This is a genomic window from Blastococcus sp. SYSU DS0619, from assembly GCF_054051035.1.
The window spans coordinates 246,102-272,933 of sequence record NZ_JBJHAM010000004.1; the positions used below are offsets into that span (position 1 = coordinate 246,102).

Genomic DNA, 26,832 nt, shown 5'->3' on the forward strand with positions numbered 1-26,832 from the left:
GCGCGACCGGTGCGTTCGTGGTTGTGTCCTGGCGTGCCCGACGTCGTCCTGCCCTGCCTCGACGAGGCCGGCGCGCTTGCCTGGGTGCTCGGTCGGCTGCCCGCCGGCTACCGCGCGATCGTCGCCGACAACGGCTCGACCGACGGCTCGCCGGAGATCGCGGCCGCGCACGGGGCGACGGTGGTGCACGTGCCGCAGCGGGGCTTCGGCGCCGCCGCGCACGCCGGTCTGGAGGCGGCCACCGACGACGTCGTCTGCTTCTGCGACGCGGACGGGTCGATGGACCCCGCCGACCTGCCGCTGGTCGCCGATCCCGTGCTCGCCGGCAGCGCCGACCTGGTGCTCGGTCGCCGCCGGCCGACCCGGCGGAGCGCCTGGCCGCTGCACGCCCGGGTGGCCAACGTGGCGCTGGGCGTCATGCTGCGCCGCCGCACCGGTCTGGCGCTGCACGACCTGGGCCCCATGCGCGCCGCCCGCCGCACCGCCCTGCTCGGGCTCGGCCTCACCGACCGCCGCTTCGGCTACCCGCTGGAGATGGTCACCCGCGCCGCCGACGAGGGCTGGCGGGTGCGCGAGGTGGACGTGCCCTACGCGCCACGCGCCGAGGGCACCCGCTCCAAGGTCACCGGCACCGTGCTCGGCACGGTGCGCACCATCCGGGACATGCGGCAGGTGCTCTCGTCGTGACCGGCACCCAGCTGCTCGTCATCACCAAGGCGCCCGTGCCCGGCCGCAGCAAGACCCGGCTCACGCCGCCCTGCACGCCGGAGCAGGCGGCGGCCATCGCCGGGGCGGCGGTCGGCGACACTCTCGACGCGGTCCGGGCGGCCCCGGTGGCCCGCCGGGTGGTGGCGCTCGACGGGGACGCGGCCGCCCTCGACCTGACCGGCTGCGTCGTCGTGCCGCAGACCGACGGCGACCTCGGCGTCCGGCTGGCGGCGGCCTTCGCCGACGCCATGGCCGGCCCCGGCGGAGCGCTTCCCACCCTGCTCATCGGGATGGACACTCCCCAGGTGACCGGGGAGCTGCTCGCCGACTGCCTCGACCGCCTGGTGGCGGCCGGCCCCGGGTCGGCCGTGCTCGGCGGCGCCCCCGACGGCGGCTGGTGGGCCCTGGGCCTCCACGCGCCGGAGCCTGCGCAGGTGCTGACCACCGTGCCCATGTCCCGGGAGGACACCGCCGTCCGCACCCGCGCCGCGCTGGAGGGCGCCGGCCTGACCGTGCTCGACCTGCCGGTGCTCACCGACATCGACCACTTCCCCGACGCCGTCGCGGTCGCCGCGCTGTGCGGCCCCGGCACCCGGACCCACCGGGTGGTGACCGGGCTGGGCGAGGCCCTCGGGACGACGCCGTGACCGGCCGGCTGGACCGGCTGCTGGGAGCCCGCATCCCCGACCCGCCCGAGGGGCTGCGCCGCGGCCCCTTCCGCGCGGGGGCCTTCCCGAGCCCGCTGCACTCCGAGCGCCGCTCGGCACGGGTGGGGGTCTGGCTCGGGCTGGCCTTCCTGGTGTGCTTCCTGACCGGGCTGGTGAGCGACCTGGTCCAGTCGGGACCGGCGTGGTTCTCCTGGCCGTCGTCCCCGGTCTGGCTCTACGGCCTGACGCAGGGCCTGCACGTGGCGACCGGGCTGGCGGCGATCCCGCTGCTGCTGGTGAAGCTCTGGACGGTCTACCCGCTGCTGTTCGAGTGGCCGCCGGCCGGGTCGCTCGCCCGGCTGGTCAGCCGGCTGTCGATCCTGCTGCTGGTCGGCACCGCGGCCATGCAGCTGGTGACCGGCCTGATCAACATCGCGCAGTGGTACCCGTTCGGCTTCTTCTTCCCCGTAGCGCACTACTGGACCGGCTGGATCGCCATCGGCGCCGTCGCGGTGCACGTCGGGGCCAAGGCCCCGGAGATCCGGCGCGGCCTGGCCCGCCGGGGCTCGCCCGCGGCCACGGCCGGGCTGGCACCGGAGCAGGCGCGGGAGCTGGGAGCGGCCGACGCCGCCGAGGAGGAGGCTGCGATCGGCCGCCGCGCCTTCGTCCTCGCCGCCGGGCTGGGCGTCGGCGCGGTCACCCTCACCACCGTGGGGCAGTCGGTGTCGGCGCTGGCGCCGGTGTCGCTCCTCGCGCCCCGGCTGCCCACGGTCGGGCCGCAGGGACTGCCGGTCAACCAGACGGCCGCCGCCGCCCGGGTGCGCGAGACCGCCACCGATCCCGGGTACCGGCTGGTCGTCGACGGCCCGCGCCGGCTGGAGCTCTCCCTCGCCGACCTGGTGCGGCGGCCGCAGCACACCGAGACCCTGCCGATCACCTGCGTGGAGGGCTGGAGCGCGTCCGGGCGGTGGACCGGTGTCCGCCTCGCCGACCTGCTCGAGGAGGCCGGCCTGCCCCGCGGCACCGAGGTGGTCGTCGAGTCGCTGCAGACCGGCGGGCTGTACCGCACGAGCGTGGTGGCGCCGCCGCACGCCGCCGATCCGCGCACGCTGCTGGCGCTGCAGCTCGGCGGCGAGCCGCTCGCCCTCGACCACGGCTTCCCGGTGCGGCTGATCGCGCCCAACCGGCCGGGCGCCATGCAGACGAAGTGGCTGGCCCGGGTGCGGCCGGCATGAGCACCGGTATCTCGCGGGACGACCGCGCGGCCGGCCGGGTCGGCCGGGATGCCTACGCCTCCGATCCCGCCCGCCCGCTGGCGTCGGCCGCCGCGCCCTGGTGGCGGTGGCTGTTCCTGGTCCCGGGCCTGGCCGCCGTCGGCTGGGGGGTCGTCGGGCTGCTCGGTGCGAGCGACCGGGTGCCGCTGTCGGGCTGGGCGCCGTGGTTCCTCGGCAGCGCGCTGCTGCACGACGTCGTCATCGCCCCGCTGGTCCTCCTCGCGGGCGCCGTGCTGACCCGCCTGCTCCCCCGGCCGGCCCGGGCGCCGATCGCGGTGGGCCTGGTGGTGAGCGGGGTGCTGACGCTGGTGGCCCTGCCCTTCGTGCTCGACCCGGGGAACGTGCCGGAGCCTGGCTTCCTGCCGCAGGACTACGGCCGGAACCTGCTGCTGCTCGTCGCCGGCGTCCTCGCCGTCTCCGCGGTCTGGGCCGCGGTGCGGACGCGGCGGGCCCACCGCGGCTGACCTCCGGGCGCTACGGTCCGCCGGTGGCCGTCCGGACCGCTGAGCGCACGCCCACCCCCGTGCGGCCCGCGCTGCACCGGGGGCCGCTGCTCGCCCTCGCCGCCGGCGTAACCGCGCTGCTGCTGGCCCTGGCCGGGCGCTACGGCTACCACCGCGACGAGCTGTACTTCCTCCGCGCCGGCCGCGAGACCGCCCTCGGGTACGTCGACCAGCCGCCGCTCACCCCGCTCCTGGCCGCCGCGATGGACGCCCTCGCCCCGGGCTCCCTGACCGTGCTGCGGCTGCCGTCGGCGCTGGCGGCCGGCGCGGTCGTCGTGCTCACCGGCCTGCTCGCCCGCGAGTTCGGCGGCGGCCGGGGTGCGCAGCTGTTCGCGGCGGCCTGCACGGCGGTCTCGTCGATCCTGCTGGCCGTCGGCCACCTGCTCTCGACGACGACCTTCGACCTGCTGTTCTGGGCGCTGCTGTCGTGGCTGCTCGTGCGGGCGCTGCGCGACGGCGGCGCGAGCTGGCTGGTCGCCGGGGCGGTCGCCGGGCTGGCGCTGCAGAACAAGGTGCAGCCGGCGTTCCTGCTGGCGGCCGTGGTGCTCGGGCTGCTGCTGGCCGGCCCCCGGTCGGTGCTCCGCTCGCCGTGGCCGTGGGCCGGCGGTGCGCTGGCGCTGGCGGTCTGGGCACCGAACCTGGTCTGGCAGGCGACGCACGACTGGCCGCAGCTGGCGCTGGCCGAGGCCATCGCCGCGGGCGGCTCGGGCACCAGCGAGCCCTGGTACCTCTTCCTGCCCTTCCAGCTCGTGCTGGTCAGCCCGGTGCTCTTCCCGGTCTGGATGGCCGGGTGGTGGCGGCTGCTGCGCGACCCCGCGCTGGCGCCGTGGCGGTGCTTCGCCGTCGCCTACGCCGTCCTGGCCGTGCTGTTCCTCGTCACCGGTGGCAAGCCGTACTACCTGGCCGGTCTCTACCCGCTGCTGCTGGCGGCCGGCGCGGACCCGGCGCTGGCCTGGGCCCGCCGGGGCGGCGCAGGGGCCCGGCGCCTCCTCGTCCCCGCACTGGCGCTGAGCCTGGCCGCCTCCGCGGTCCTCATGCTGCCGGTGCTCCCGGCCCGCTGGCTGTCGGCCACACCGGTGCCGGCGGTGAACTACGACGCCGGGGAGACCGTCGGCTGGCCGCGGTTCGCCACCGCCGTGCAGCAGGCACGGGCCGGGCTGCCCGCCGGGGCGGAGGTCGTCGTCCTCACCGGGAACTACGGGCAGGCCGGCGCCGTCGACCGGTTCGCCCCCGCCCTGGGCCCGGCCTACAGCGGGCACAACTCGTACTGGACGTGGGGCCCACCACCGGAGGGCGCCGACGCCGCCGTGGTGGTCGGGCTCCCCCCGGCGGACCTGGCCCGCTGGTTCGGCGAGGTCCGGCCGGCCGGCCGCATCGACAACGGGGTGGAGCTGGACAACGACGAGCAGGGCCGGACGATCTGGCTGGCGAGCGACCGGCAGGTGCCGTGGTCCGAGATCTGGCCGCAGCTGCGCCGGCTCGGCTGACTACCGGGCGGCCGAGTCGACGGCCGTGACGCTGGGCTCGGGGCGCGCGGTGCTGCGCCGCGTGGCGAGGACGCAGCCGGCCAGCACCAGCGGCAGCCCGAGCGCCAGACCCAGGGTGAACGGCTCGCCGAGCAGCCAGACGCCGAGGAGCACGGCCACCGCCGGGTTGACGAACGTGATCACCAGCGCCCGCTGCGGGCCCACCTCGCGGATCAGCGCGAAGAACAACCCCAGCGCGACGGCGGTGCAGACGACGCCCAGGGCGAGCAGGGACAGCAGCGCCTCCGACGAGGCGTCGGCCACCTGTCCCAGTCGCGGCACCGCGAACGGCGCGTAGACCACCGCGGTAACGACCAGGGCGATCGAGGCGGCGGCCACGCCCGGCACGTCGGGCAGCGCGCGGCTGACCACCAGCGGTGCGGTCGCGTACCCCACCACCACGAGGGCGACGGCGGCGATCGGCAGGAGATGGGCGCCGTCGAGGTCCAGCCCCAGCAGGACCGCGATGCCGACGACGCCGATCCCCATGCCGAGGAGCCGCACCGGCGTCAGCCGCTCCTCCTCCCCGGCCAGCCGGGCGGCGAGCGCCGCCACGAACGGCACCGCCGCCACCAGCAGCCCGGTGAGCGAGCTGGAGAGGGTCTGCTCGGCGTAGGACAGCAGCAGCCACGGCGCGGTCATCTCGAGCACGGTGAACAGCAGCAGCGGCTTCCAGCGCCGCAGCACCGGGCGCAGGTGCCCCCGCGCGATCGTCCACGGCAGCAGCAGGACGGCGCCGACGACGCAGCGGGCGAAGACGACCGAGACCGGGGACACCTCGCCGACGGCCACCTTGATCAGCAGGTAGGGCACACCCCAGATCACCGACATGGCGCCGAACAGCACCCAGCCCCGTCGGCTCACGGCCCCGTCCTCATCGGTCGCCCGCGGGCCCCGCAGCCGGCTCGAAGGTGCGCGCGAACGCCGCGAAGCGCTTCAGCGACCAGCGGATGCCCACGAGCGCGAACGGCCTGATCAGCACCCAGCCGACCCGCCCCAGCCGCCCGAGGGGCAGGTCGAGCCGCTCGGTCCACACGAAGGTGCTGTGCTCCCCGCGGGGCTGGATCTCGAAGATGCCGGGGCCGCGCACCAGCCGCCCGGTGTGCTGGACCTCCACCAGGCGCGGCGGGTCCCACGTCGTGACCACCATCGTGTCCAGCAGCCCGACGTGCCGGCCGCCGGGCAGCGGCAGCCCGGTGCGTGCGGCCAGCCGGCCACCGACGCCCTGCGCCGGCCCCTCGACCGTCCGCACGTCGGTGCCGATCATCCACTCGCCCTGGCGGGTCCAGGCGGTCAGCGCGGCCCACACCCGCTCGGGCGGCGCCGCGACCTCGACCCGCTCGACCAGCTCAGGCATCCCGGCTCCCCTCTCCGTCGGACGATCCGACCCCGGGGTCGGTCGGCCGCTCCTCGTGGGCGCGCGCGGCCAGCTCGGTCCGCAGCGCCGCGATCTGCGCGTCGCGCTCGTCCAGGGTCAGGGCCAGCTGGTCCAGCAGCCAGTCGACCTCGGCCATCCGGTAGCCGCGGAGGGTGACCGCGATCCGCAGCGCGCGGACGTCGTCGGACACGACCGGGCGGTCGTCGGGCAGGTGCACCGGCGAGCGGTCCGGCTCGGCCGGGGGCTGGGTCTCCCCCCGCCCGAGCAGCAGCGCCCCCACCACGAACAGCACCCCGCCGACCAGCAGGACGGCGACGACGAAGACGACGAAGGAGAGCACCTCAGGCGTCGGAGGGGCGGGTGTCGATCGGCACCCGCATCCCCCCGCCGTTGTCCCCGGCCGCGCGCGACGCCTCGGCGGCCTGGATGACCGCCACCGCCTCGGCGACGTCGTCGGTCACGGTGACCAGGTCGAGGTCGCCGGCGCCGATGGTCCCCGCGGGGACCATCGTCTCGCGGATCCAGGTGAGCAGGCCGGACCAGTACTCGCTGCCCATGAGCACGACGGGGAAGCGGGTGACCTTGCGGGTCTGCACCAGGGTGAGGGCCTCGAACAACTCGTCCAAGGTGCCGAAGCCGCCGGGCAGGATGACGAACGCCTGCGCGTACTTCACGAACATCGTCTTGCGGACGAAGAAGTAGCGGAACGAGATGCCGACGTCGACCCACTCGTTGAGCTCCTGCTCGAACGGCAGCTCGATGCCCAGGCCGACCGACATGCCGCCGGCGTCGCAGGCGCCCTTGTTGGCCGCCTCCATCGCACCGGGGCCGCCCCCGGTGATGACCGCGTACCCGGCCCGGGACAGCGCGGCGCCCAGCTCCACCCCGAGCGCGTAGTGCGGGTGGTCGCGGGGCGTGCGGGCGCTGCCGAACACGCTGACCGCGCGCGGCAGCTCGGCCAGCAGCCCGAACCCCTCGACGAACTCGCTCTGGATCCGCAGCACCCGCCACGGATCGGTGTGCACCCAGTCGCTGGGGCCCCGCTTGTCGAGCAGCCGCTGGTCGGTGGTCGACCCCTGCCGCTGCGGGTCGGGCTCGCCACCCCGCAGCATGATCGGCCCGCGGTGGCGGGTGGGCCGGGCGCGGCGCTCGTCGCTCGGTGGGGTGGTCATGCCTCGCTCCTCGTGACGGGGTTCCCGGACAGGTAGGCGGTCAGCGCGTCGACGGCCGGCTGGAGCCGGGCGACGACGACGTGCTCCTCGCGGGTGTGCGCCAGCTGCGGGTCACCCGGGCCGTAGTTGATCGCCGGGATGCCGAAGGCGGCGAACCGTGCGACGTCGGTCCAGCCGAGCTTGGCGCGCGCGGGCCGGCCGACGGCCGTGACGAACGCGGCGGCGGCCGGCTCGGCCAGCCCCGGCAGCGCCCCCCCGGAGTTGTCGACGACGGTCAGCGTGGCGCCGGCGGCGATCGCCTCGGCGAAGACCTCGCGCACGTGTGCCTCGGCGGCGTCCTCGTCACGGTCGGGCGCGTAGCGGAAGTTCACGGTGAGGGACGACTCGTCGGGTATCACGTTCCCGGCGACCCCACCGGCGATACCCACGGCGTTCAGCCCCTCCCGGTAGGTGCAGCCGTCGATCTCGACCTCCCGCGGCGAGTAGGCGGCCAGCGCCGCCAGCGCCCCGGCCAGTCCGTGGATCGCGTTCTCCCCCAGCCAGCTGCGGGCGCTGTGCGCCCGCCGGCCCTTGGTCTCCAGCACCGCGCGCAGCGTGCCCTGGCAGCCGGCCTCGATCTCGCCGTCGGTCGGCTCGAGCAGGATCGCGAGGTCGCCGTAGAGCCAGCCCCGCCGCTCGCGGGCGACCCGGCCGAGACCGTTCTTGACCGCCTCGACCTCCTCGTTGTCGTAGAAGACGAACGTCAGGTCGTGCGCGGGGGCGGCACCGGGGCCGCCGAAGGCCGCGGCCAGCCGCAGCATCACCGCGTCCCCGGCCTTCATGTCGCTGGTCCCGCAGCCGTAGAGCCGGCCGGTGGCCTCGTCGAGCCGGCTGGGCACGTTGTCGGCGATCGGCACGGTGTCGAGGTGGCCGGCGAGGACCACCCGGGTGGGCCGGCCGAGGTTGGTGCGGGCGAGCACGGCGTCGCCGACGCGCTCCACCTCCAGGCCGCCGAGCCCGCGCAGGGCGGCCTCGACGGCGTCGGCCAGCGCGGTCTCGCTGCCGGAGACCGAGGGCGCGTCGACCAGGGCGCGGGTCAGCGCGAGGACGTCGGCGGAGAGGTCCAGCGGCGGGAGGGTGCTCACGACGAGGAAGCGTAGGGCCCGTGCCGCCGCCCGGCCGCCGCGGCGCGGTCAGCCGATCGGTAGCGTCGTCGTCGTGACTGACGCAGCGTCCGCCCCCGTCTCCGCCGTAGCCGCCGGTCTGGCGACCGTCACCCCGTCCGGCACCGTGCTGGACACCTGGTACCCCGAGCCCCGGCTGGGTGCGCCCGCCGGTGCGGCGAGCGGCTCCACCCGGCTGGGGGCGCTCGAGCTGTCCGGCGAGCTCGGCCCCGACTACGGCGGCCTGGTGCGCCGCGACGAGGCCCGCGGGGTCGAGGTCATCGCCGTCCGCACCGTCATCGCCGACCTCGCCGCACCGCCGGTGGACACCCACGACGTCTGGCTCCGGCTGCACCTGCTCTCGCACCGGCTGATCCAGCCGCACGGCGCGGACATGACCGGTGTGTTCGGCCTGCTCACCAACGTGGCCTGGACGAGCGCGGGCCCGGTCGAGGCCGCCGGCTTCAACGCCCACCGGCTGCGCGCCGCCGTCGGCCACCTCACCGTCTTCGGCGTCGACAAGTTCCCCCGGATGGTCGACTACGTCATCCCCTCCGGCGTGCGGATCGCCGACGGCGACCGGGTGCGGCTGGGCGCACACCTGGCCGAGGGCACGACGGTCATGCACGAGGGGTTCGTCAACTTCAACGCGGGCACGCTCGGGCCCTCGATGGTCGAGGGCCGGATCAGCGCCGGCGTGGTCGTGGGCGCCGACAGCGACATCGGCGGCAGCGCGTCGATCATGGGCACCCTCTCCGGCGGCGGCACGCAGGTGATCTCGATCGGCAGCGGCTGCCTGCTCGGCGCGAACTCCGGCGTCGGCATCTCCCTCGGCGACGGCTGCGTGGTCGAGGCCGGCTGCTACGTGACCGCCGGCTCCCGCGTCACCCTCCCGGACGGCTCGGCGGTCAAGGCCAAGGAGCTCTCCGGCCGCAACGGGCTGCTGTTCCGGCGCAACAGCGTCAGCGGCGCGCTCGAGGCGCTCCCGCGCGACGGCGACTGGGGCGCGCTCAACGCCGAGCTGCACGCCAACTGACCGAGGCAAAGGAAGCTATACCTGCGCTTTCTCGACCCGAGCCGCAGGTAGAGCTTCCTATGCCTCGCCTCGGCGGAGGTCAGGCTGCGGCCTCCGTGGCGACGTCGAGGTGCTCCAGCAGGGCCACGACGAACTCCTGCGGACGCTCGACGTGCGGGGAGTGCCCGACGCCGGGCAGGACGACCTCGCGGTAGGCGCCCCCGGCCGCGGCGTAACGCTCCAGCACGGCCCGGGTCTGGGCGACCATCGGCTGCGGCGGGCAGACCTCTTCGCCCGGCCAGCCCGGTACGGCTCCCAGCTGTCCCAGGTGGGCCAGGTCGAACGCCGAGGTGTCCGACACGATCGCGTCGGCGTCCCCGCGGATCCACAGCACCGGAGGCCTGCCGGCCAGCTCGGCGAGCCCCGACACGTCCATGACCGTCGGCGCCATCGTGTTGAGCACGCCGCGCTCTCCCGGGGCCACGCCCGGCCACGTCGGACTGGTCGCGGAGTCGCCCGGGTAGTGGTCGGCACCGGTGCGCGTGGACAGCATCGAGGCGACGAAGACGTCCTCCAGCACGGGGTCCAGCGGCAGCGACCCCGGCGCCACGTAGAACGCCCGCAGGATCGACCGCGGACTCGTCGGGCTGCCGGTGCCCGTGTCGCCGGCAGCGAGCGCGGCGACGAACTCGGGGTTGGCGGCGCCCCCACCGGAGCCCGCACCGTCCTCGGCGAGACGGCGCCCCTCCGGCCCGGCCGTGCCGCCGAAGCCGTAGGGCGAGACCGGCGCCACCAGCGTCACGGAGGCGACCCGCGCAGGCGCGTCCAGCAGTTACTGCAGTACGACGCCCGCGCCCATGCTCCAGCCGACCAGGTGCACCCGCTCGACGCCGAGGGTCTCCACCAGCGCCGCGACGTCGTCGGCCCAGTCGCGCACGCCCCGGCGCGCGTCCACGGGCAGCGGATCGGTGTCGCCGTAACCGCGCAGGTCCACCGCGACCGGCCGCACGCGCGCCTGGTCCACCAGTGCCAGCATCGGCTGCTGCCAGAAGAGCGCGGAGCTGACGTTGCCGTGCACGAAGAGCACGACCTCGCCGTCGGCGGCGCCGAGCCCCGCCGGCTCGACGGCGGCCGGGTGCACGAGGTTTTGGGTCAGCCGCGGGGTGGCCACCCGCGTGGTGGTGATCCCGGGCAGCAGGACGTCCATGGCTCCTCCTCGACGGCGGGCACACGCTATCGGCGCGGGCCGGGCGGGAACAGCCCTGCGCGGGCTCGCCGCGAGGTCGGGCCGACCAGGCCGCGCGCCCCGCGCAGCCCGGACGGTGGCCGCGTCCAGGGAACGGTCAGGTCCGGCACCTACAGTCGGCAGGCGATGACCAGCCCCCGCACCACGGCGCACGCCGTCGCCCCGCGGGCGCGCACGTCCACCCGGCCCCGGCCCACCGCCCGGCACGGGAGCGCCCGCCGGACGTCCTCGCGGCGCCCGGCCCGCCGGGCGTCCACGCGCCGGACCGGTCGGCGACGGCGGAAGGCGCGCGACCTCCCCTCGATCGTCCGCTGGTGGCCGGCGCTGCTGGTGGCCGCCGCCGTGCTCGCCGGCGTCGCGTGGGGCAGCGAGAAGTACCCGACGTTCCCCGCGGCCGGCACCTGCACCGTCCCCGACGGCTCGGTCACCGTCACCGCCGAGCAGGCCGGGCACGCCGCGACGATCGCGCGGGTCGGCAGGGAGCGCGGCCTGCCCGACCGCGCCGTCGTCATCGCCCTCGCCACCGCGCAGCAGGAGTCCCGGCTGCGGAACCTCGACTACGGCGACCGGGACTCCCTGGGCCTGTTCCAGCAGCGCCCGTCCCAGGGGTGGGGCACCCCGGAGCAGGTGCGCGACCCGGTCTACGCCGCCAACAAGTTCTACGACGGGCTCGTGACCGTCCCCGGGTGGGAGGCCGGCCGGCTCACCGACAGCGCCCAGGCCGTGCAGCGCAGCGGTTTTCCCGATCTCTACCAGCAGTGGGAGGGCATGGCGCAGCAGCTGTCCGCGGCCCTGGCCGAGGGCACGCTCGACTGCTCCTGATGGCGACCGTCGTCACATTCCGGCCGTTCTCGTTCCCTCTGCGGAGGGAGGCCGTGGGTGCAGCGCTCAACGACCGGTCGACCGGCACCGACATGCTGGCCATGACGATCGCGCCCCACGTCCCGACCACCGCGGCTCCCACCGGAGCCGCTGCGCCCCCGGTCGCCGACGTCACGGCGCTGCTGCCCTCCCGCGAGGCCCTGCTCGACCGGCTCGCAGAGGAGCTGCCGGGAGCCGCCGAGCGGCCGACGAGCCTGGTCGTCCTCGGGCTCCTGCGCCGCGACGACGGCTGGCCCACCCCGCCGAGCACCCTGGCCCGGATCACCTCGCTCCTGGCCCGCTCCATCCGCGGCGACGACTGGGTGTCCGCCTCCGGGCCGGCCGAGTTCGGCCTCGTGATCGCCGGACCGGGGACGGCCGCCGAGGTCGCCGCCGGCCGGCTGGTCTCGGCCGTCCTCGCCGAGGGGATCCCCGGGTTGTCGGCGGCCGCGGGCATCGCCGCGGTCGACGCCGGCCGCCCGGCCACCGAGATCTTCCGCCGCGCCACGCTCAGCCTCACCGCCGCGCGCCGGGTGGGCGCCGGCACGGTGATCCGGTACCGCGAGCCCAGCTGAGCGGAGCGCCGGCGCCGGCCGTCACGCGGCCGGTGCGGCGATCAGGAGCACCGCCGCTGTCGCGGCCGCCAGGGTCCGCACCGTGTTCCACCCGGTCCACCGGCGCACCCAGCCGGGCCAGCGGTCCGCGGTCGCGGTGGAGCCGGGGTGCAGGCGCGCCAGCTCGTCGTTGAGCGGGACGTTGGCCGCCACCGTCACCCCGAGCACCCCGACCAGGTAGAGCGGGGCTGCCGCCAGCACCTCCGGCCGCCGGGCGCCCCCCAGCTCGATCACCGCGGCCGCCAGGCACAGCACCCCGGTGCCGAAGAGCAGGGCGAGGAACGCGGGGCGGATCGCCGTCCGGTTCACCGACTGCATCGCCGCGGCGCCCGCCGCCGCAGGCAGCGCGGCCAGCGCCGGCATCACCATCAGGCTGAAGACGGCGAACGCCCCGCCCACCAGCCCCGAACCGAGCGCCGCCGCGGCGACCAGCACCCCGGCCACCGGTTCAGCCCCGCCCGATCGTCGTCATGCGGTGAGTACAGCGGCAGTACCGTGAGACGGTCCATCGCCCCAGCCCCCGATCGCATGCGCGAGCGTCTACGGTCCTGGCATGGACGCCGTCTCCGGGCTGCTCGCCGGCCCCCGCGCGCAGGGCGCCTTCGTGCTCCGCTCGGTGCTGCGCGCACCGTGGGCCATGCGCATCGCCGACGAGGCGCCGCTCACCACGATGACCGTCCTGCGCGGCTCGGCCTGGGTGCTCGCTGCCGACGGCGCGGCGACGCAGCTGGGACCCGGGGACGTCGCCCTCCTGCGCGGCCCGCGGCCCTACACCGTGGCCGACGACCCGGCGACGCCGCCGCAGGTCGTCGTCGGCCCGGGACAGGTGTGCAGCCCGCCGTCCCCCGCCGGGACGGCGACCGGGATGACGGCACTCGGCCTGCGCACCTGGGGCAATGACGCGCGGGGCGAGACGGTGCTGCTCACCGGCACGTACCCGGCCCCCGGCGAGGTCGGGTCCCGGCTGGTGCGTGCACTGCCCGAGCTCGCCGTCGTCCCCGGCGACGAGAGCACCCGGGCGCTGGCTGGGCTGCTGGCCGCGGAGCTCGCCCGCGAGGCGCCGGGCCAGAGCGCCGTGCTGGACCGCCTGCTGGACGTCACCCTGGTGTCGGCGCTGCGCGCCTGGTTCGACCGGCCCGACGCCCGCCCCCCGGCCTGGTACTCCGCGCACGCCGATCCGGTCGTAGGCCCCGCGCTGACGCTGCTGCACGCGCAGCCCGCCCATCCCTGGACGGTCGCGTCGCTGGCCGCGGCAGTAGGGGTCGCCCGCGCGACGCTGGCCCGCCGCTTCACCGCGCTGGTCGGCGAGCCGCCGCTGACCTACCTCACCGGCTGGCGGATCGCGCTCGCCACCGACCTGCTCCGCGACCCCGACCTGACCCTGGCCGCCATCGCGCGGCGGGTCGGGTACGCGACACCGTTCGCGCTCAGCGCCGCGGTGAAGCGGGTGACGGGAGCGAGCCCGGCCGAGCACCCCGCCCGTCAGGCGGCGCGGCGCTGACCGGTCAGGCGGTGAGTCGCTGCACCGCGGCGTCGATCCGCTCGTCGGTGGCGGTCAGGGCCAGCCGGACGTGGCGGGCGCCGGCCGGGCCGTAGAAGCTACCCGGGGCGGCCACGACCCCGAGGGCGGCGAGCCGGTCGATGGTCACCCAGCAGTCCTCGTCGCGGGTGGCCCACAGGTACAGCCCGGCCTCGGAGTGGTCGATCCGCATCCCGGCGGCGCGCACGGCGGCCGCCAGCCGCTCCCGTCGGCCGCGGTAGCGCTCGCGCTGCGCCTCGACGTGCGCGTCGTCGTCGAACGCCGCGGCCATGGCGGCCTGGACCGGCCCCGGCACCAGCAGGCCGAGGTGCCGGCGCACCTCCCAGACCCGGCGGACCAGCTCGGGGTCGCCGGAGAGCAACCCGCCCCGGTAGCCGGCCGCCGTCGACTGCTTGGACAGCGAGTGCACGGCCAGCAGGCCGGTGTGGTCCTCCCCCGCCACGTCGGGATGCAGGATCGACCGCGGGGCCACGTCCCAGCCCAGGGTGATGTAGCACTCGTCCGCGACCACGGGCACGCCGTGGGTACGGCCCCACGTCACCCAGCCGCGCAGCTGCTCCACGGTGAGCACCCGCCCGTGCGGATTGCCCGGCGAGTTCAGCCAGACCAGGGAGATGCTGCCCGCGTCGGCCGGCGGGGTGTCGCTGCGCCGCACGTCCAGGCCGGCCAGGACCGCCCCCACCTCGTAGGTCGGGTAGGCGACCTCGGGCACCAGCACCGTGCTCGCGGTGCCCTGCAGGCCGAGCAACGTCGGCAGCAGCGCGACCAGCTCCTTCGAGCCGACCGTCGGGATCAGCGGCGGCACGGCCCCCAGCGGATCGGGGACCCCGACACCCAGGCGCCGCCGGAGCCAGCCCGCCGCGGCGGTGCGCAGCGCAGCGGTGCCCAGCGCCGTCGGGTACCCCGGGGCGTCAGCGGCCCCGGCCAGTGCCTCGCGGAGCACCTCGGGGGTGTCGTCGACCGGGGTGCCGATCGACAGGTCGACCACCCCGTCCGGGTGCTCGGCGGCCCGTGCCCGCGCCCCGGCCAGGGAATCCCAGGGGAAGTCCGGCAGGGCACGGGCCGGCCCTGCGGACGGAGCCGTCAGTGCTCTTCGCCCTGCGGCGGCAGGGCGGCCACCAGCGGGTGGTCCTTGCCGACCTTGCCGGTCTTCGCGGCACCACCCGGGCTGCCCAGGTCGGAGAAGAACTCCACGTTGGCGTTGTAGAAGTCCTTCCACTTGTCCGGGACGTCGTCCTCGTAGTAGATGGCCTCGACCGGGCACACCGGCTCGCACGCCCCGCAGTCGACGCACTCGTCGGGGTGGATGTAGAGCATCCGGTCGCCCTCGTAGATGCAGTCCACCGGACACTCGTCGATGCACGCCTTGTCGAGAACGTCGACGCAGGCCTGGGTGATGACGTAGGTCACGGGGTTTCCCTCCCGGGGACGATCCGGCGGCGCCGCCGGCCGCGGCCGGAGCACCAGATGCGCACCTAGTATCACCTCCCCGGCCCGGCGGCGTTCGACGGGCCACCCGCCGCCTGCCCCGCGCGGGGCCGCGGAACCGCGGGCACCGGCCGAGCTCCCCCCATCGGGGTGGGGGCGGGAGCCCCTGCTCAAGGCGGCCGGGCAGGCGCCGATGTCGACGATGTGTCCCAGATGCCGCTCCCCGAGGTCACGCCGCGGCGCCTGTCGCCGGCGTCGCCCTTCGATGCCCAGGCGGCGCTGGTGCACCTGCTGTCCCGGCTGCGCTCGTCCTCCGGGGCGACCCGCGTGTCGGTGTGGGTGCACGAGGCCACCACCGAGCTGGTCGTCCCCTTCCGGCAGGCCGTCCGCCCCTCCGGCGACCCGCTGCCGCAGCACCCGGCGCTGCGCACCCCCGCGTTCGTCTCCGACGCCCCCTTCCTCTCCGCCGTCATCACCGGCCGCCAGGCCGTCGTCGCCTCGGCCGACGGGCGCCGCGCGGCCGACCGCCAGCTGGCCGAGGTCGGCATCCGCTCGGCCCACGGCGAGCCGCTGCTGCTGGACGGCGAGGTCGTCGGCGTCCTGACCGTGGAACCCGCGGCCGCTGCCGCACCGCACCTGCTGCGCCAGGTGGCCCCCAAGCTGGCCGCGGCGCTGGCCGAGACGTGGACCCGCCGGTCCGAGCAGCGCCGGCTGGACCAGGCCGCCGTGCTGCTGGGGCTGATCGAGTCCGCCGCGCAGGCCCAGTCCATGGACCACCTGCTCGGCTCGGCCTGCCGTCAGCTCGCCGAGCTCGGCGAGGTGGAGCGCGCCTGCATCTTCCTGCTCGAGGACGGCCGGCTCGTCCCCCGGATGGCCGCCTACGCCGACGGCCGCCGCGACCTCGCGACCTGGCAGCAGTTCCGCAACGCCCCCGTGGCCCTCGAGCTGGCCGAGACGGTGCTGCGCACCGGCGAGGCCACGACCGCCGACCGCAGCTCCGGCCTCATCTCCGGCTGGTGGGTGGACTCCTTCCACATCGCCTCCGCGCTGGCGGTCCCGCTGGGCCGCGCCCCGGAGCTGGCCGGCGTCCTCATCCTCGACAGCACCCACGTGCGGCCGTTCTCCGAGGACGTCCGCCGGCTGGCCGCCGCTGCCGGGGCGCACCTCGGCGGGGTGATCGAGCAGGCCCGCACGAGCCAGGCCCGCGCGGCCTCCCTCGCGACCGCCCGGGTGGTGCGGCAGCTGCTCGTGGACGGCTCGGGGGTCACCGGGGCCGCCGAGGCCGCGGAGGTCCTGGCCCGCGCGGTCCAGTGCCTCGCGGGCACCGACCGCAGCGCCGCCTACCTGGTCGACGACGACGACCGCATCGGCGAGGTCCGGCATGTGGACTGGCCCGAGTCGCACAAGCAGGTGATCCAGACCCGCCTGGTCGGCCGGCCGGCGGCCGACGTGGCCCTCTGGCGGCTCGCCTCCGAGCAGAAGACCCCGGTCTTCGTCGAGGACGCCGCCGCCGGCGAGCTGCTGGACCCTCAGCTGGTCCGGGCCCTGGAGCTGGGTTCCTACATCAGCGTGCCGCTCATGTCCGGCGACCGGCTCCTCGGACTGGTTGTCACCGGATCGGTCGGGTCGGGGCGCACCTGGAGCCCGGCCGTCCGAGACGCCGTCCGCCAGGTGGCCCTCGAGGGCGCGCTCGTCGTGGAGAACGCCGAGCTGCGCGCCGCCGAGCAGCGGCGCCTGGCGCAGCTGGCCAGCGAGGCCCACCACGACCCCCTCACCGGGTTGGCCAACCGTCGCCGGTTCATCGAGCAGGTCGAGCACACGGTCTACGGCGACCCCGACCGCCGGTGCGCGCTGGTCATGATCGACCTCGACCGGTTTAAGGAGATCAACGACAGCTTCGGGCACAGCGTCGGCGACGACCTGCTCTGCCTGGTCGGCCCCCGGCTCCGGCGCGCCCTCGGCCCGGAGGACCTGCTCGCCCGCATGGGCGGTGACGAGTTCGCCGTCCTGCTGCCTGACGCCGACGACGGCCGCGCCCGGGAGGTGGCCGAGCACATCGGCGCCGAGCTGCGCGACGCCTTCGTGCTGGACGGCATGTCCCTGCACATCGACGCCAGCATCGGCATCGCGTTGTGCCCCGACCACGGCCGCGACCGGTCGCTGCTCCTGGCCCGCGCCGACACCGCCATGTACGCCGCCAAGCGCGGCCGCCTGGGGTACGAGGTGTGGGCGCCCGACGGCACCCCGGCCACCCGCGACCGGCTGGAGACCCTCGAGCAGCTGCGGTCGGCCCTGGACGGCGAGGAGCTGGACAACCACTACCAGCCCCAGCTGGACCTGCGCACCGGCGCCGTGGTCGGCCTCGAGGCGCTGGTCCGCTGGAACCACCCCGACCGCGGGCTGCTGTACCCCGACGTCTTCCTGCCGCTCGCCGAGCAGGCCGGCCTGATGCGCCGCCTGGCGCTGCGCGTGCTGGAGCGCGCCCTCCGCGACCTCCGGTCGTGGCGGGCCCAGGGTCACGACCTGTCGGTCGCGGTGAACCTCTCGGTGTCCAACCTCCAGGACGTCGCCCTCCCCGGGCAGGTGGCGATGCTCCTGGACGCATTCGCCGTGCCCGCCGAGGCGCTCGTCCTGGAGATCACCGAGGACGTCCTCATGGCCGACGCCGCCCGCAGCCAGCAGGTGATGGCCGGGCTGCGCCGGCTGGGCGTGCGGCTGTCGGTCGACGACTACGGCACCGGCTACTCCTCGCTGTCCTACCTGCGGGCGCTGCCGGTCGACGAGCTGAAGCTCGACCGCAGCTTCGTCACCCACCTGACCAGCGACACCCGGGCGGCCGCCATCGTGCGCAGCACCCTGCAGCTGAGCCGGGACCTGGGCATGAGCATGGTCGTGGAGGGTGTCGAGGACGCCGACTCCCTGGCCGCGCTGCGCGAGTGGGGCTGCGACGTGGCGCAGGGGTACCACATCTCCCGGCCCATGCCGGCCGAGCGTGTGCAGGGCTGGCTCGAGGCCCGCCCGACGCCGGCGGCGTGGAACTCCACCACCCGCCCCCGCCACTGACCCGGGGGCGCCGCCGCCCCGGCCGGGACCGGGCACGAGGATCAGCGATGTGCTCACGTCCTCCGCCGTCCCCTCCGTGCCCGTCGCCGACCTGGAGCGGCTGGCCGCACGCACCTGGCGGGGACTGGAGGAGGAGCCCTACGGCGACTGGCTGCTGCGTGCCGGCGGTGGCTTCACCGGTCGCGCCAACTCGGTCCTCGTCGTCGGCGATCCGCCCGCCGGGCTGCCCGCCGCCGTCGCGGAGGTGACCTCCTGGTACGCCGACCGCGGCCTGCGGCCGTGCGCCGCCGTCCCCTCGTCCGGCGCGGCGGACGCCGACGCGGCCTTCGCCGCGGCCGGGTGGACCCGGGACGAGGACACGCTGGTCCTCACCGCCCCGGCCGGCCCGTGGCCCGGGGCCGATGTCCCGGTCGAGCTCGCGGAGGCACCCGACGCGGCCTGGCTGTCCGGCTACCGCTCCGGCGGCGCCGCCCTGCGGGCGTCCGCGGTCGCCGTCCTGCGCAACGCCGACCAGCCGCGGTTCGCCACCGTCCGCCTCGCCCCGGACCCGGCGCCACCGGCCGCCGTCGCCCGCGGCGTGCTGTGCGACGGCTGGCTGGTGATCAGCGCCGTGACCGTCGACGAGGAGTACCGGCGGCGGGGCCTGGCGACGGCCGTGATGGCGGCGCTCGCCGCCGACGCCCGGGCCCGCGGCGGCCACTCCTGCCTGCTGCAGGTCACGGAGTCCAACGGCCCGGCGCTGGCCCTCTACGCGCGGCTGGGGTTCAGCGAGCACCACCGGTACGCCTACCGCTGGGCCCCGGCACCGCCGGCGTGACCGCGCGGGGCGGCGCCCCCAGAGCCCGCCCGGCCGCGAGGGCCCCGGCCAGCACACCGAGCAGCAGGAACGCCAGGGTGAGCCCGCCGAGCGCACCGCCGGCGCCCAGCAGCAGGTCACCCTCCGGGCGGCGCACCATCGCACCGATCACGACCACCAGCCAGGTGACGGCGGGGAGCGCGGCGACCGCCCTCGACCCGCTGAGCCGGAACGCGGCCCGGACGAGCAGCACGTTGCCCACCACCGCGGCGGCCACCGACACCGGCACGAGCACGCCCCCGAGCCGCAGCGGCAGCCAGAAGATCTCGACGAGCGCCAGCCAGGCGGAGACGAGGACCGCGCACACCCCCCAGGCCACCGGCGCCCACCGCCCGCGGCTCACCCCGGCAGCCCGGCGAACAGGTCGTCCTCCCGGTCGTGCGGTCCGCTCACGGGGCCGCGCTCGCCGGCCACCTGCCGGTAGTACTCGACGCCGAGGACCTCCTGGCCGAGGTTGTTGGACAGCGCGAAGAACGGGCCGTCGACGGTGATCTGCGTCGGGTGGGCGCGCATGGCGGCGTCCTTGCGCCCGGCGTGGGCCCGCCCGTCGACGGCGCAGGTGACCACCTCGTCGGGGACCACGAAGGGCACGTCGTCGAGGTTGCCCAGCCCCTCGAACGGCGAGGCCTCCCCCAGCGCCGCCATCGCCTCGATGCCCTCGCGGACCACCGAGCGCGGCATGGCGTTCCAGTAGACCTTCGCCACCTCCCACGGCTCCCCGAGGTCGGCCCGGTAGTCCGGATCGGCCGCGGCCTCGACCGCGGCCATGGCCACGCGGTGCGCCTGGATGTGGTCCGGGTGGCCGTAGCCGCCGAACTCGTCGTAGGTGACGACGACCTGCGGGCGCACCTCGCGGACGACGGCGACGGCGTGCGCGATCGCCTCGTCCAGGTCGGCGTTCCAGAAGGCCCGCGGGTGGTCGTTGGCCGGCGTGCCCATCATCCCGGAGTCGCGGTAGCGCCCCGGCCCGCCGAGGAACCGGATGTCCTCGACGCCGAGAGCGGCCATCGCGGCGCGCAGCTCCCAGATGCGGTAACCCCCGAGCTGGTCGGCCTGGTCGGCCGCCAGCTGGGCCAGCTCCGGCACCAGGATCTCGCCCTCCTCGCCCAGCGTGCAGGTGAGGAGGGTGACGCCGGCGCCCTCGGCGACGTAGCGGGCCATGGTGGCCCCGTTGTTGATCGTCTCGTCGTCCGGGTGCGCGTGGACCAGGAGCAGGCGCCGGTTGGGGATCACTCCGGCATTCTGCTCCTCGTGCCGGGCGGGCCCGGAAGGGCACCGCCCGGCACGGGTCACTCCGTCGGGACGACCTGCCGCGCCTCGGCGAAGTGGCACGCCGACGGGTGCCCCTGCCCGCGGTCGACCAGCGCCGGCGCCTCGGTGGCGCAGATGTCCTGCGCCTTCCAGCAGCGGGTGCGGAATCGGCACCCGGACGGCGGGTTCGCCGGGCTCGGGACGTCGCCCTCGAGCGGGACCCGCTCCTTGAGCCCGCGCAGGTGCGGCTCGTGCACCGGCACGGAGGAGAGCAGCGCCTGGGTGTAGGGGTGGGTGGGCGAGCCGTAGACCTCGGCCTCGGTGCCCTCCTCCACGATGCTGCCGAGGTACATCACCGCGACCCGGTCGGAGATGTGGCGCACCACTGACAGGTCGTGGGCGATGAACAGGTAGGAGAGCCCGAAGTCGTTCTGCAGGTCCTCGAGCAGGTTGACGACCTGCGCCTGGACCGAGACGTCCAGGGCGCTCACCGGCTCGTCGCAGACGATGACCTCGGGCTGCAGGGCGAGGGCCCGGGCGATGCCGATGCGCTGCCGCTGCCCACCGGAGAACTGGTGCGGGTACCGGTTCACGAAGTCGGGGTTCAGCCCGACCCGCTCCATCAGCTCCTGGGTGCGCTGCAGCCGGCCCTTCTTGGGCGCGACGTCGGCGTGCACCGACCAGCCCTCGGCCACGATGTCGCCCACGGTCATCCGCGGGTTCAGCGAGGCGTAGGGGTCCTGGAAGATGATCTGGACCTCGCGCCGGTACTGCTTCAGCGCGCCGCCCCTCATCTTGGTGACGTCCTCGCCCTTGTAGAGGATCTGCCCGTCGGTCGGCTTCTCGAGGGCCACCAGCATCTTGGTGACCGTCGACTTGCCGCAGCCGGACTCGCCGACCAGGCCCACGGTCTCCCCACGGCGCAGCCGCAGGTTCACGCCGTCGACGGCCCGGACGTGGCCGACCGTGCGCTTGAGGACGATCCCCTGGGTGAGCGGGAAGTGCTTCTTGAGGTCCTTGACCTCCAGCAGCACCTCGCCGGGCGTGTGCACCGGGCGGGTCGCCGCGTCGGCGGCGTCGGACGCGGTCCTCCGGTCCGCCTCCGCGGCCCGGCCTGCTGCGCTGCTCCCGGAGCTGCCGAAGCTGTCGTCAGGCATCGTCGTCCGGCCCGACTCCGCGCCCCGGTCCGCTCCTCGCTCGTTCCTCGCTGCGATGCTCCCGGAGCTGTCGTCAGGCATTGAGGACCTCCTCGCTGTAGTGGCAGGCCGCCTCGCGGCCGGGGACGACCAGCCGCAGCGGCGGGACGTCGGTGTCGCAGTCCCGGCCGGTCGCCGCCTGCGCACCGGTACGGCGCTTCGAGCAGCGCGGGTGGAAGGGGCAGCCCGACGGGATGGCGGCCAGGTTCGGCGGCTGTCCGCCGATCGGCTGCAGCCGGCCGCCCTTGACCTCGACCTGCGGGATCGAGCGCATCAGCCCGTCGGTGTAGGGATGGGCCGGGTTGCCGAAGACGTCGTCGACGGTGCCGCGCTCGACGATGCGACCGGCGTACATGACGGCCACGTTGTCGGCCACCTCGTTGACCACGCCAAGGTCGTGCGTGATCAGGACCAGGCCCATGCCGGTGTCCCGCTGCAGGTCCTTGAGCAGGTCCATGACCTGGGCCTGGACCGTGACGTCGAGGGCCGTCGTCGGCTCGTCGGCGATGAGGATGCGGGGGTCGAGGGCGATCGCCATGGCGATCATCACCCGCTGCCGCATGCCGCCCGAGAACTGGTGCGGGTAGTCGTTGACGCGCTGCGCGGCGGCCGGGATGCGCACCCGGTCCATCAGCTCGACGGCCTGCTTCTTGGCGTCCTTGCGGGACATGCCGCGGTGCGCCCGGAACATCTCCCCGATCTGGAAACCCACGCTGTAGACGGGGTTCAGCGACGACAGCGCGTCCTGGAAGATCATCGAGATCCCCGGACCGCGGACCTTCCGCTGCTCCTCGGCCGGCAGCGTCAGCAGGTCGCGCCCCTCGAACACGATCTGCCCGCTGGTGATCTCCGCCGGCGGCATGTCGAGGATCCCCATGATCGCCTGGGCCGAGACGGACTTCCCGGAACCCGACTCGCCGAGGATGGCGACGGTCTCCCCCTCCGAGACGGTGTAGCTCACGCCGTTGACGGCGTTCACCACCCCGGACTCGGTGCGGAACTCCACCCGCAGGTCCTCGACCTGGAGGATCGGGCCGGACCGGCCCTGCACGGGGCCGGACGGGACTGACGTGGACGCGGTGCTCATGAACGCTGCTTCGGGTCGAGGGCGTCGCGCAGGGCGTCACCCATGAGGACGAATGCCATCACCGTCAGGGTGAGGATGAGGCTCGGGAAGAGGACGGCGTGCGGAGCGGTCCGCAGCAGGCTCTGCCCGGTGTTGATCTGCAGTCCCCAGGAGATCGCCGGCGGCTGCAGGCCCACCCCGAGGTAGGTCAGCGTCGCCTCGGCGGCGATGAGGATGCCGATGGTGATCGTCGCGTACACGAGCACCGGGGCGACGGCGTTGGGCAGGATGTGCCGCATGAGGATCCGGGAGTCGGAGGCGCCCATGGCCCTCGCCGCGGCGACGTAGTCCGAGCTCTTGACCGCGATGACCTGCGAGCGGACCAGCCGCATGGCGGTCATCCAGCCGAACAACGCCAGCGCCAGCGCCACCGCGAACACACCGCGACCGAGGATGCCGCTGCGCAGGACCACCAGCGCACCCAGGATCAGCGGCAGCGCGTAGAAGATGTCGGCGATCCTGGACAGGATGCTGTCGGTGACCCCGCCGTAGAAGCCGGAGATGGCGCCGACCAGGACGCCGAGGACCAGGATCACGACGACCGCCAGCAGGCCGATGATCAGCGAGTTCCGCGCGCCGTAGACCACGTTGGCCAGGTAGTCGCAGCCCTGCTGGTCGAAGCCGAACCAGTGCTCCGCCGACGGCTTGGCGTTGGAGTTGGACAGGTTGCACGACCGTGGGTCGACACCGCGGGAGAACACCGTCGGGAGGAGCGCCATGCCGACGAACAGCAGGCCCAGCACGGCGCCGATCCAGAAGAGGACGTTGCGCTTGAGCTGGCGCCAGGCGTCGCTCCACAGGCTGTTCTGGCGGGCCTCGTCCGGCTGACCGGGGGCGGCATCGGTCACGGTGCCGGCCCCGACCTCGTCGTGGCCCACGGTCGTCAACTTCGAGTCACTCATAGCGGATCCTCGGGTCGAGCACGGCGTACAGCACGTCGACGACCAGGTTGAAGAAGATGAAGACGAACACCAGGAGCGTCACGATGCCGACGACGACGGCGCCCTCCTGGGCCCGCACGGCGTCGAAGACCGCCCGGCCGATGCCCGGCAGGTTGAACACGGTCTCGGTGACGATCGCGCCGCCCATCAGCGTGCCGATGTCGGCGCCGATGTAGGTGACGACCGGGATGAGGCTGTTGCGCAGCGTGTGCCGGACGATGACGTCCCGGCGCGGCAGGCCCTTGGCGCGTGCGGTGCGCACGTAGTCGGCCCGCATGTTCTCCGCGATGCTGGTGCGGGTGAGGCGGGCCACGTAGGCCAGCGACCCGGCGGCCAGGACCAGGCCCGGCAGCAGGTAGCTGTACCAGCCGTCGTTGACGCCGGCGATCGGGAACAGGCCGAGCTGCAGCCCGAAGGTGTACTGCGCGACGAACGCCAGCACCAGGATCGGGATGGAGACGATGAGCGTGGTGCTCACCAGCACGACGTTGTCGAAGAAGCCGTTCTTGCGGATGCCGGCCATGACACCGGCGACGATGCCGATGACGACCTCGAACGCGATGGCGACCAGCGCCAGCTTCGCCGTGACCGGCAGCCGCTGGGTGATCGTGTCCAGCACCTCACGCCCGCGGAAGTCGGTGCCGAAGTCGCCCTGCAGGAGGTCGCCGACGTACTTGATGTACTGCAGCCAGAGCGGGTCGTTGAGGTTGAACTCGTCGGTCAGCTGGGCCACCACGGCGGGGGCGAGCGGCCGGTCGCCGCCCAGGGCCCGGATCGGGTCGCCCGGGAGCGCGTAGACCATCGCGAAGATCAGGAACGAGGCCCCGATCAGGACGGGGATCGTGAGTAGAAGGCGGCGCGCGATGTAGCGGCCCATGTCGCTCCTCGGTCAGGACGCGTCACCCCGGGTCGCGGGCGCGGACGCGTCGTCCATGATGCGGGACGAGCCCGAGCGGCCGACCGCCGGGGGCACCTGTCCGGATCGGACGGGTACCCCCGGCGGCGGCCTGCGGTGTGCGGCTGGGTCAGCCGTTGACGCTCACGTTGGCGACGTCGATGTCACCGAAGACGTCAATCACCACGTCGCTGACGTTCTCCGAGTGAGCGGCCTGCTCCAGGTCGAAGAACATCGGGATGATCGGCATGTCCTGGAGGAGGATGTCCTCCGCCTGGTTGTAGTAGTCGATCGCCTCGTCGTTGCTCTCGGCGCTGTTGCCCTGCTGGATCAGCGCGTCGAACTCCGGGTTCGAGTAGAACGTGGCGTTCGAACCCGCCGGCGGCAGGGCCGCCGTCGAGTACAGCGGCTCGAGGTAGTTCTGCGGGCTGGGGTAGTCCATGCTCCAGCCGAGGCGGAACGGACCGGTCACACCCTGCTCGTCCAGCAGCGGCAGGTACTCGGCGAAGTCGAGCTCGCCCCGGAGGACGTAGTCGATGCCGAGGTTCTCGCGCAGCTGGTTGCCGACGGCCTGCACCCAGGCGTCGTGACCGGCGCCCGCGTTGAACCACAGCTCGATCGGCTGGCTGCGGTCGAAACCGGCCTCGTCGAGCAGCGCGTTCGCCTCGTCGACGTTCAGCTCGCAGTACTCGCAGACACCCTCGCGGTACCCGTCGACCACCGGCGCGACGTAGGCGTCGGCGGGCTCCCGGCTACCGGCGAAGATGGCGTCGGAGATCGCCTGCCGGTCGATGCCCATCGACAGCGCCCGGCGCACGAGCGGGTCGGAGAAGCGCTCGTCGTAGGTCGGGTAGCCCAGGTAGGTGAACCCGGACGACGGGGCCTCCAGGTACCGGTCGCCGAGCACGTCCTCGGCCGAGGCGATGGCGTCCGGCGGCAGGTCCGGCAGGACGTCGAGGTTCCCGGCCTGCAGGTCGTTGTAGCCGGTGTTCAGGTCGGCGTACACCGTGAAGTCCACCGACTCGGCGTTGCCCGGGTCCTCGCCGGCGTAGTCCTCGTACCGCGTGACGGTGAAGCCCTGACCGGGGACGAACTCCTCGTCGGCCTGGTACGGGCCGTTGCCGATCGGCATGGCGCCGAAGCCCTCGGGGTCCTCGAAGAAGGCCTCGGGCAGCGGCCAGAAGGCGTTGTAGCCGACGGTCACCGGGAACTGGGCGAACGGCGTGGCGAGCTCCACCTCGAAGGTGTTCTCGTCGATGACCCGGAGGCCGCTCATCTCCTCGGCGGCGGGGTCACCGGTGACGTTGCCCTCGTCGTCGGTGGGGGCCTGCAGGTCGTCGTACCCGAGGATGTTCGAGAAGAAGTAGGACGCGCCCTGGGCGTTCGGGCTGTAGGCGGTGTAGTTCCACGCGTCGACGAACGACTGCGCGGTGACCGGGGTCCCGTCGTGGAAGGTCCAGCCGTCCTTGAGCTCGACGGTCCAGGTGGTGTTGTCCTCGGACTCGATGGACTCCGCGACACCGGTGTACTCGACCTCGCCGTCGGCGGCGTACTCGATCAGACCCGTCCACAGCGCGGAGATGACCTGGTGGCCCTCGCTCTCCGTCGTGTTGCCGGGGACCAGGGCGTTCTCCGGCTCACCGACGTAGACGCTGAACGAGCCGCCCTCGGCGGAGGTACCGCCCTCGCCGCCGCCGTTCTCGTCACTGCCACCACAGGCGGACAGCAGCATCGCGGCGGCGGCGCCGCCGGCCACGAGCGCAGTCCTGCGCTTGCTCAACTTCACGTGCAATGCCTCCCTCGACCCGCACCAGCGGGGGGAACGGACAGGTCGAACCACGGGCCCGAGGGCGAATGGACGACTGACTGGTCACGAACCGAACACGACCGGGAGATGACTTCCCAGCAGTGACGGGTGGACCCTAGGCACGCCTCGAAGGGGGTGTCCACGGACGTCATCGAGTTGTGACCTGGGCTCACGATCCGCTTCGTCACCGTAACTTCCACGCCTCGCGACGGGTAGCGCGGGCGGTCCTCCGGTTGCTACGCCGGGTTCACCGGAGGCCTTCCAGCGGGTCACCGGGGCTGGGTGTCGCGGGCCCGCAGCGGGGGTACCGGAGTTCCCACTGCACCGACGAGCACCGGAGGTACCGCGATGAGCGGCATGGACAAGATGAAGAACAAGGCCGAGGAGCTGTCGGGCAAGAGCAAGGAGTCCGTGGGCGAGGCGACCGGCGACAAGGACCTGCAGGCCGAGGGTCAGGCCGACCAGGCGTCGGGCAACCTGAAGCAGGCCGGCGAGAAGGTCAAGGACGTCTTCAAGAAGTAGCCGCCCCTCCCCGCACCCCCACGACGGGGTGCGCGTGAGAACACGGTCCAGGGCGCCGCTCCCATCCCGGAGCGGCGCCCTTCGTCGCGCCCGCCGGGAGAGTGGTCAAAGGCGGGCGAGT

At 74.6% G+C, this 26,832-nt stretch carries 29 protein-coding genes; 12 read left to right on the top strand and 17 right to left on the bottom strand.

What is annotated here, in order from left to right; genetic code table 11:
- Nucleotides 1-33 precede the first annotated feature (33 nt).
- From ACI79T_RS08195 to ACI79T_RS08215, 5 genes are read left to right on the top strand one after another with little or no spacing between them, the layout of a single operon-like run.
- The gene (locus ACI79T_RS08195) at nt 34-687 is read left to right on the top strand and encodes a glycosyltransferase family 2 protein (protein WP_456609551.1); all 654 of its coding nucleotides are present in this window, start codon (nt 34-36) and stop codon (nt 685-687) included.
- The gene (locus ACI79T_RS08200; RefSeq protein WP_456609552.1) at nt 684-1,355 is read left to right on the top strand and encodes a TIGR04282 family arsenosugar biosynthesis glycosyltransferase; all 672 of its coding nucleotides are present in this window, start codon (nt 684-686) and stop codon (nt 1,353-1,355) included. Before ACI79T_RS08195 ends, ACI79T_RS08200 begins: the two co-directional genes overlap by 4 nt.
- Entirely contained in the window at nt 1,352-2,590 is a 1,239-nt protein-coding gene (locus tag ACI79T_RS08205) for a molybdopterin-dependent oxidoreductase (protein WP_456609553.1), read from the top strand. The genes ACI79T_RS08200 and ACI79T_RS08205 overlap by 4 nt, the downstream gene beginning before the upstream one ends.
- Nucleotides 2,587-3,093 (top strand): hypothetical protein, encoded by a 507-nt coding sequence (locus tag ACI79T_RS08210; RefSeq protein WP_456609554.1) that lies wholly within the window; start codon nt 2,587-2,589, stop codon nt 3,091-3,093. The genes ACI79T_RS08205 and ACI79T_RS08210 overlap by 4 nt, the downstream gene beginning before the upstream one ends.
- 23 nt (nt 3,094-3,116) lie before the next feature.
- The gene (locus ACI79T_RS08215; RefSeq protein WP_456609555.1) at nt 3,117-4,619 is read left to right on the top strand and encodes a glycosyltransferase family 39 protein; all 1,503 of its coding nucleotides are present in this window, start codon (nt 3,117-3,119) and stop codon (nt 4,617-4,619) included.
- Here the strand turns inward: ACI79T_RS08215 and ACI79T_RS08220 are convergent, their stop codons facing one another.
- From ACI79T_RS08220 to dapE, 5 genes are read right to left on the bottom strand one after another with little or no spacing between them, the layout of a single operon-like run.
- Nucleotides 4,620-5,522, bottom strand: a complete 903-nt coding sequence (locus ACI79T_RS08220; protein ID WP_456609556.1) for a DMT family transporter — start codon at nt 5,520-5,522, stop codon at nt 4,620-4,622.
- 10 nt (nt 5,523-5,532) lie between these two features.
- Nucleotides 5,533-6,015, bottom strand: coding sequence for an SRPBCC family protein (locus tag ACI79T_RS08225; protein ID WP_456609557.1), 483 nt, complete (start codon nt 6,013-6,015; stop codon nt 5,533-5,535).
- Nucleotides 6,008-6,376, bottom strand: a complete 369-nt coding sequence (locus tag ACI79T_RS08230; protein WP_456609558.1) for a DivIVA domain-containing protein — start codon at nt 6,374-6,376, stop codon at nt 6,008-6,010. The genes ACI79T_RS08225 and ACI79T_RS08230 overlap by 8 nt, the downstream gene beginning before the upstream one ends.
- Before the next feature lies 1 nt (nt 6,377).
- Nucleotides 6,378-7,208, bottom strand: a complete 831-nt coding sequence (locus tag ACI79T_RS08235; RefSeq protein WP_456609559.1) for an LOG family protein — start codon at nt 7,206-7,208, stop codon at nt 6,378-6,380.
- Entirely contained in the window at nt 7,205-8,332 is a 1,128-nt protein-coding gene (dapE, locus tag ACI79T_RS08240; protein ID WP_456609560.1) for a succinyl-diaminopimelate desuccinylase, read from the bottom strand. The genes ACI79T_RS08235 and dapE overlap by 4 nt, the downstream gene beginning before the upstream one ends.
- Before the next feature lie 73 nt (nt 8,333-8,405).
- Between dapE and dapD the strand changes: the two genes are divergently transcribed.
- Nucleotides 8,406-9,386 (top strand): 2,3,4,5-tetrahydropyridine-2,6-dicarboxylate N-succinyltransferase, encoded by a 981-nt coding sequence (gene dapD, locus ACI79T_RS08245; protein WP_456609561.1) that lies wholly within the window; start codon nt 8,406-8,408, stop codon nt 9,384-9,386.
- Nucleotides 9,387-9,465: 79 nt separating this feature from the next.
- Here the strand turns inward: dapD and ACI79T_RS08250 are convergent, their stop codons facing one another.
- Together ACI79T_RS08250 and ACI79T_RS08255 are read right to left on the bottom strand one after the other, a co-directional pair.
- Nucleotides 9,466-10,167 carry an alpha/beta fold hydrolase gene (locus tag ACI79T_RS08250; RefSeq protein WP_456609562.1) on the bottom strand — a complete coding sequence of 234 codons (702 nt, stop codon included), beginning with the start codon at nt 10,165-10,167 and terminating at the stop codon, nt 9,466-9,468.
- A gap of 30 nt (nt 10,168-10,197) precedes the next feature.
- Nucleotides 10,198-10,572, bottom strand: a complete 375-nt coding sequence (locus ACI79T_RS08255; RefSeq protein WP_456609563.1) for an alpha/beta fold hydrolase — start codon at nt 10,570-10,572, stop codon at nt 10,198-10,200.
- A gap of 165 nt (nt 10,573-10,737) precedes the next feature.
- Between ACI79T_RS08255 and ACI79T_RS08260 the strand changes: the two genes are divergently transcribed.
- Nucleotides 10,738-11,433, top strand: coding sequence for a hypothetical protein (locus tag ACI79T_RS08260; RefSeq protein WP_456609564.1), 696 nt, complete (start codon nt 10,738-10,740; stop codon nt 11,431-11,433).
- Between the two features lie 53 nt (nt 11,434-11,486).
- Entirely contained in the window at nt 11,487-12,047 is a 561-nt protein-coding gene (locus tag ACI79T_RS08265; protein ID WP_456609565.1) for a hypothetical protein, read from the top strand.
- 21 nt (nt 12,048-12,068) lie between these two features.
- On the opposite strand, the gene ACI79T_RS08270 is transcribed toward ACI79T_RS08265, so the two are convergent.
- Complete coding sequence (locus ACI79T_RS08270; RefSeq protein ID WP_456609566.1) at nt 12,069-12,530, bottom strand: anthrone oxygenase family protein; 462 nt, start codon at nt 12,528-12,530, stop codon at nt 12,069-12,071.
- Between the two features lie 109 nt (nt 12,531-12,639).
- On the opposite strand from ACI79T_RS08270, the gene ACI79T_RS08275 reads away from it, so the two are divergent.
- The gene (locus ACI79T_RS08275; RefSeq protein WP_456609567.1) at nt 12,640-13,587 is read left to right on the top strand and encodes an AraC family transcriptional regulator; all 948 of its coding nucleotides are present in this window, start codon (nt 12,640-12,642) and stop codon (nt 13,585-13,587) included.
- A gap of 4 nt (nt 13,588-13,591) precedes the next feature.
- On the opposite strand, the gene dapC is transcribed toward ACI79T_RS08275, so the two are convergent.
- Nucleotides 13,592-14,713 (bottom strand): succinyldiaminopimelate transaminase, encoded by a 1,122-nt coding sequence (gene dapC, locus ACI79T_RS08280; RefSeq protein ID WP_456609631.1) that lies wholly within the window; start codon nt 14,711-14,713, stop codon nt 13,592-13,594.
- Nucleotides 14,710-15,036, bottom strand: a complete 327-nt coding sequence (gene fdxA / locus ACI79T_RS08285) for a ferredoxin (RefSeq protein ID WP_456609568.1) — start codon at nt 15,034-15,036, stop codon at nt 14,710-14,712. The genes dapC and fdxA overlap by 4 nt, the downstream gene beginning before the upstream one ends.
- A 231-nt stretch (nt 15,037-15,267) precedes the next feature.
- Between fdxA and ACI79T_RS08290 the strand changes: the two genes are divergently transcribed.
- Nucleotides 15,268-18,117: an EAL domain-containing protein gene (locus ACI79T_RS08290; protein WP_456609569.1), complete on the top strand. Its 2,850-nt coding sequence runs from the start codon at nt 15,268-15,270 to the stop codon at nt 18,115-18,117.
- A gap of 49 nt (nt 18,118-18,166) precedes the next feature.
- Nucleotides 18,167-18,934: a GNAT family N-acetyltransferase gene (locus ACI79T_RS08295; RefSeq protein WP_456609570.1), complete on the top strand. Its 768-nt coding sequence runs from the start codon at nt 18,167-18,169 to the stop codon at nt 18,932-18,934.
- On the opposite strand, the gene ACI79T_RS08300 is transcribed toward ACI79T_RS08295, so the two are convergent.
- The 7 genes from ACI79T_RS08300 to ACI79T_RS08330 all read right to left on the bottom strand — a co-directional run bounded on the left by ACI79T_RS08300 (nt 18,882) and on the right by ACI79T_RS08330 (nt 26,168).
- Nucleotides 18,882-19,316 carry a hypothetical protein gene (locus ACI79T_RS08300; RefSeq protein WP_456609571.1) on the bottom strand — a complete coding sequence of 145 codons (435 nt, stop codon included), beginning with the start codon at nt 19,314-19,316 and terminating at the stop codon, nt 18,882-18,884. The two genes, ACI79T_RS08295 and ACI79T_RS08300, sit on opposite strands and share 53 nt — an antisense overlap.
- Nucleotides 19,313-20,206 (bottom strand): N-acetyl-1-D-myo-inositol-2-amino-2-deoxy-alpha-D-glucopyranoside deacetylase, encoded by an 894-nt coding sequence (gene mshB / locus ACI79T_RS08305; protein ID WP_456609572.1) that lies wholly within the window; start codon nt 20,204-20,206, stop codon nt 19,313-19,315. Before mshB ends, ACI79T_RS08300 begins: the two co-directional genes overlap by 4 nt.
- 56 nt (nt 20,207-20,262) lie before the next feature.
- Nucleotides 20,263-21,381: an ABC transporter ATP-binding protein gene (locus ACI79T_RS08310; protein WP_456609573.1), complete on the bottom strand. Its 1,119-nt coding sequence runs from the start codon at nt 21,379-21,381 to the stop codon at nt 20,263-20,265.
- Between the two features lie 73 nt (nt 21,382-21,454).
- Nucleotides 21,455-22,507: an ABC transporter ATP-binding protein gene (locus ACI79T_RS08315; protein ID WP_456609574.1), complete on the bottom strand. Its 1,053-nt coding sequence runs from the start codon at nt 22,505-22,507 to the stop codon at nt 21,455-21,457.
- The gene (locus ACI79T_RS08320; protein ID WP_456609575.1) at nt 22,504-23,448 is read right to left on the bottom strand and encodes an ABC transporter permease; all 945 of its coding nucleotides are present in this window, start codon (nt 23,446-23,448) and stop codon (nt 22,504-22,506) included. The genes ACI79T_RS08315 and ACI79T_RS08320 overlap by 4 nt, the downstream gene beginning before the upstream one ends.
- Complete coding sequence (locus ACI79T_RS08325; protein ID WP_456609576.1) at nt 23,441-24,364, bottom strand: ABC transporter permease; 924 nt, start codon at nt 24,362-24,364, stop codon at nt 23,441-23,443. The genes ACI79T_RS08320 and ACI79T_RS08325 overlap by 8 nt, the downstream gene beginning before the upstream one ends.
- A 148-nt stretch (nt 24,365-24,512) precedes the next feature.
- Nucleotides 24,513-26,168 (bottom strand): peptide ABC transporter substrate-binding protein, encoded by a 1,656-nt coding sequence (locus tag ACI79T_RS08330; protein ID WP_456609577.1) that lies wholly within the window; start codon nt 26,166-26,168, stop codon nt 24,513-24,515.
- Nucleotides 26,169-26,537: 369 nt separating this feature from the next.
- Here ACI79T_RS08330 and ACI79T_RS08335 point away from each other — a divergent pair, with 369 nt between their 5' ends.
- Nucleotides 26,538-26,711, top strand: coding sequence for a CsbD family protein (locus ACI79T_RS08335; protein WP_456609578.1), 174 nt, complete (start codon nt 26,538-26,540; stop codon nt 26,709-26,711).
- Nucleotides 26,712-26,832 lie beyond the last annotated feature (121 nt).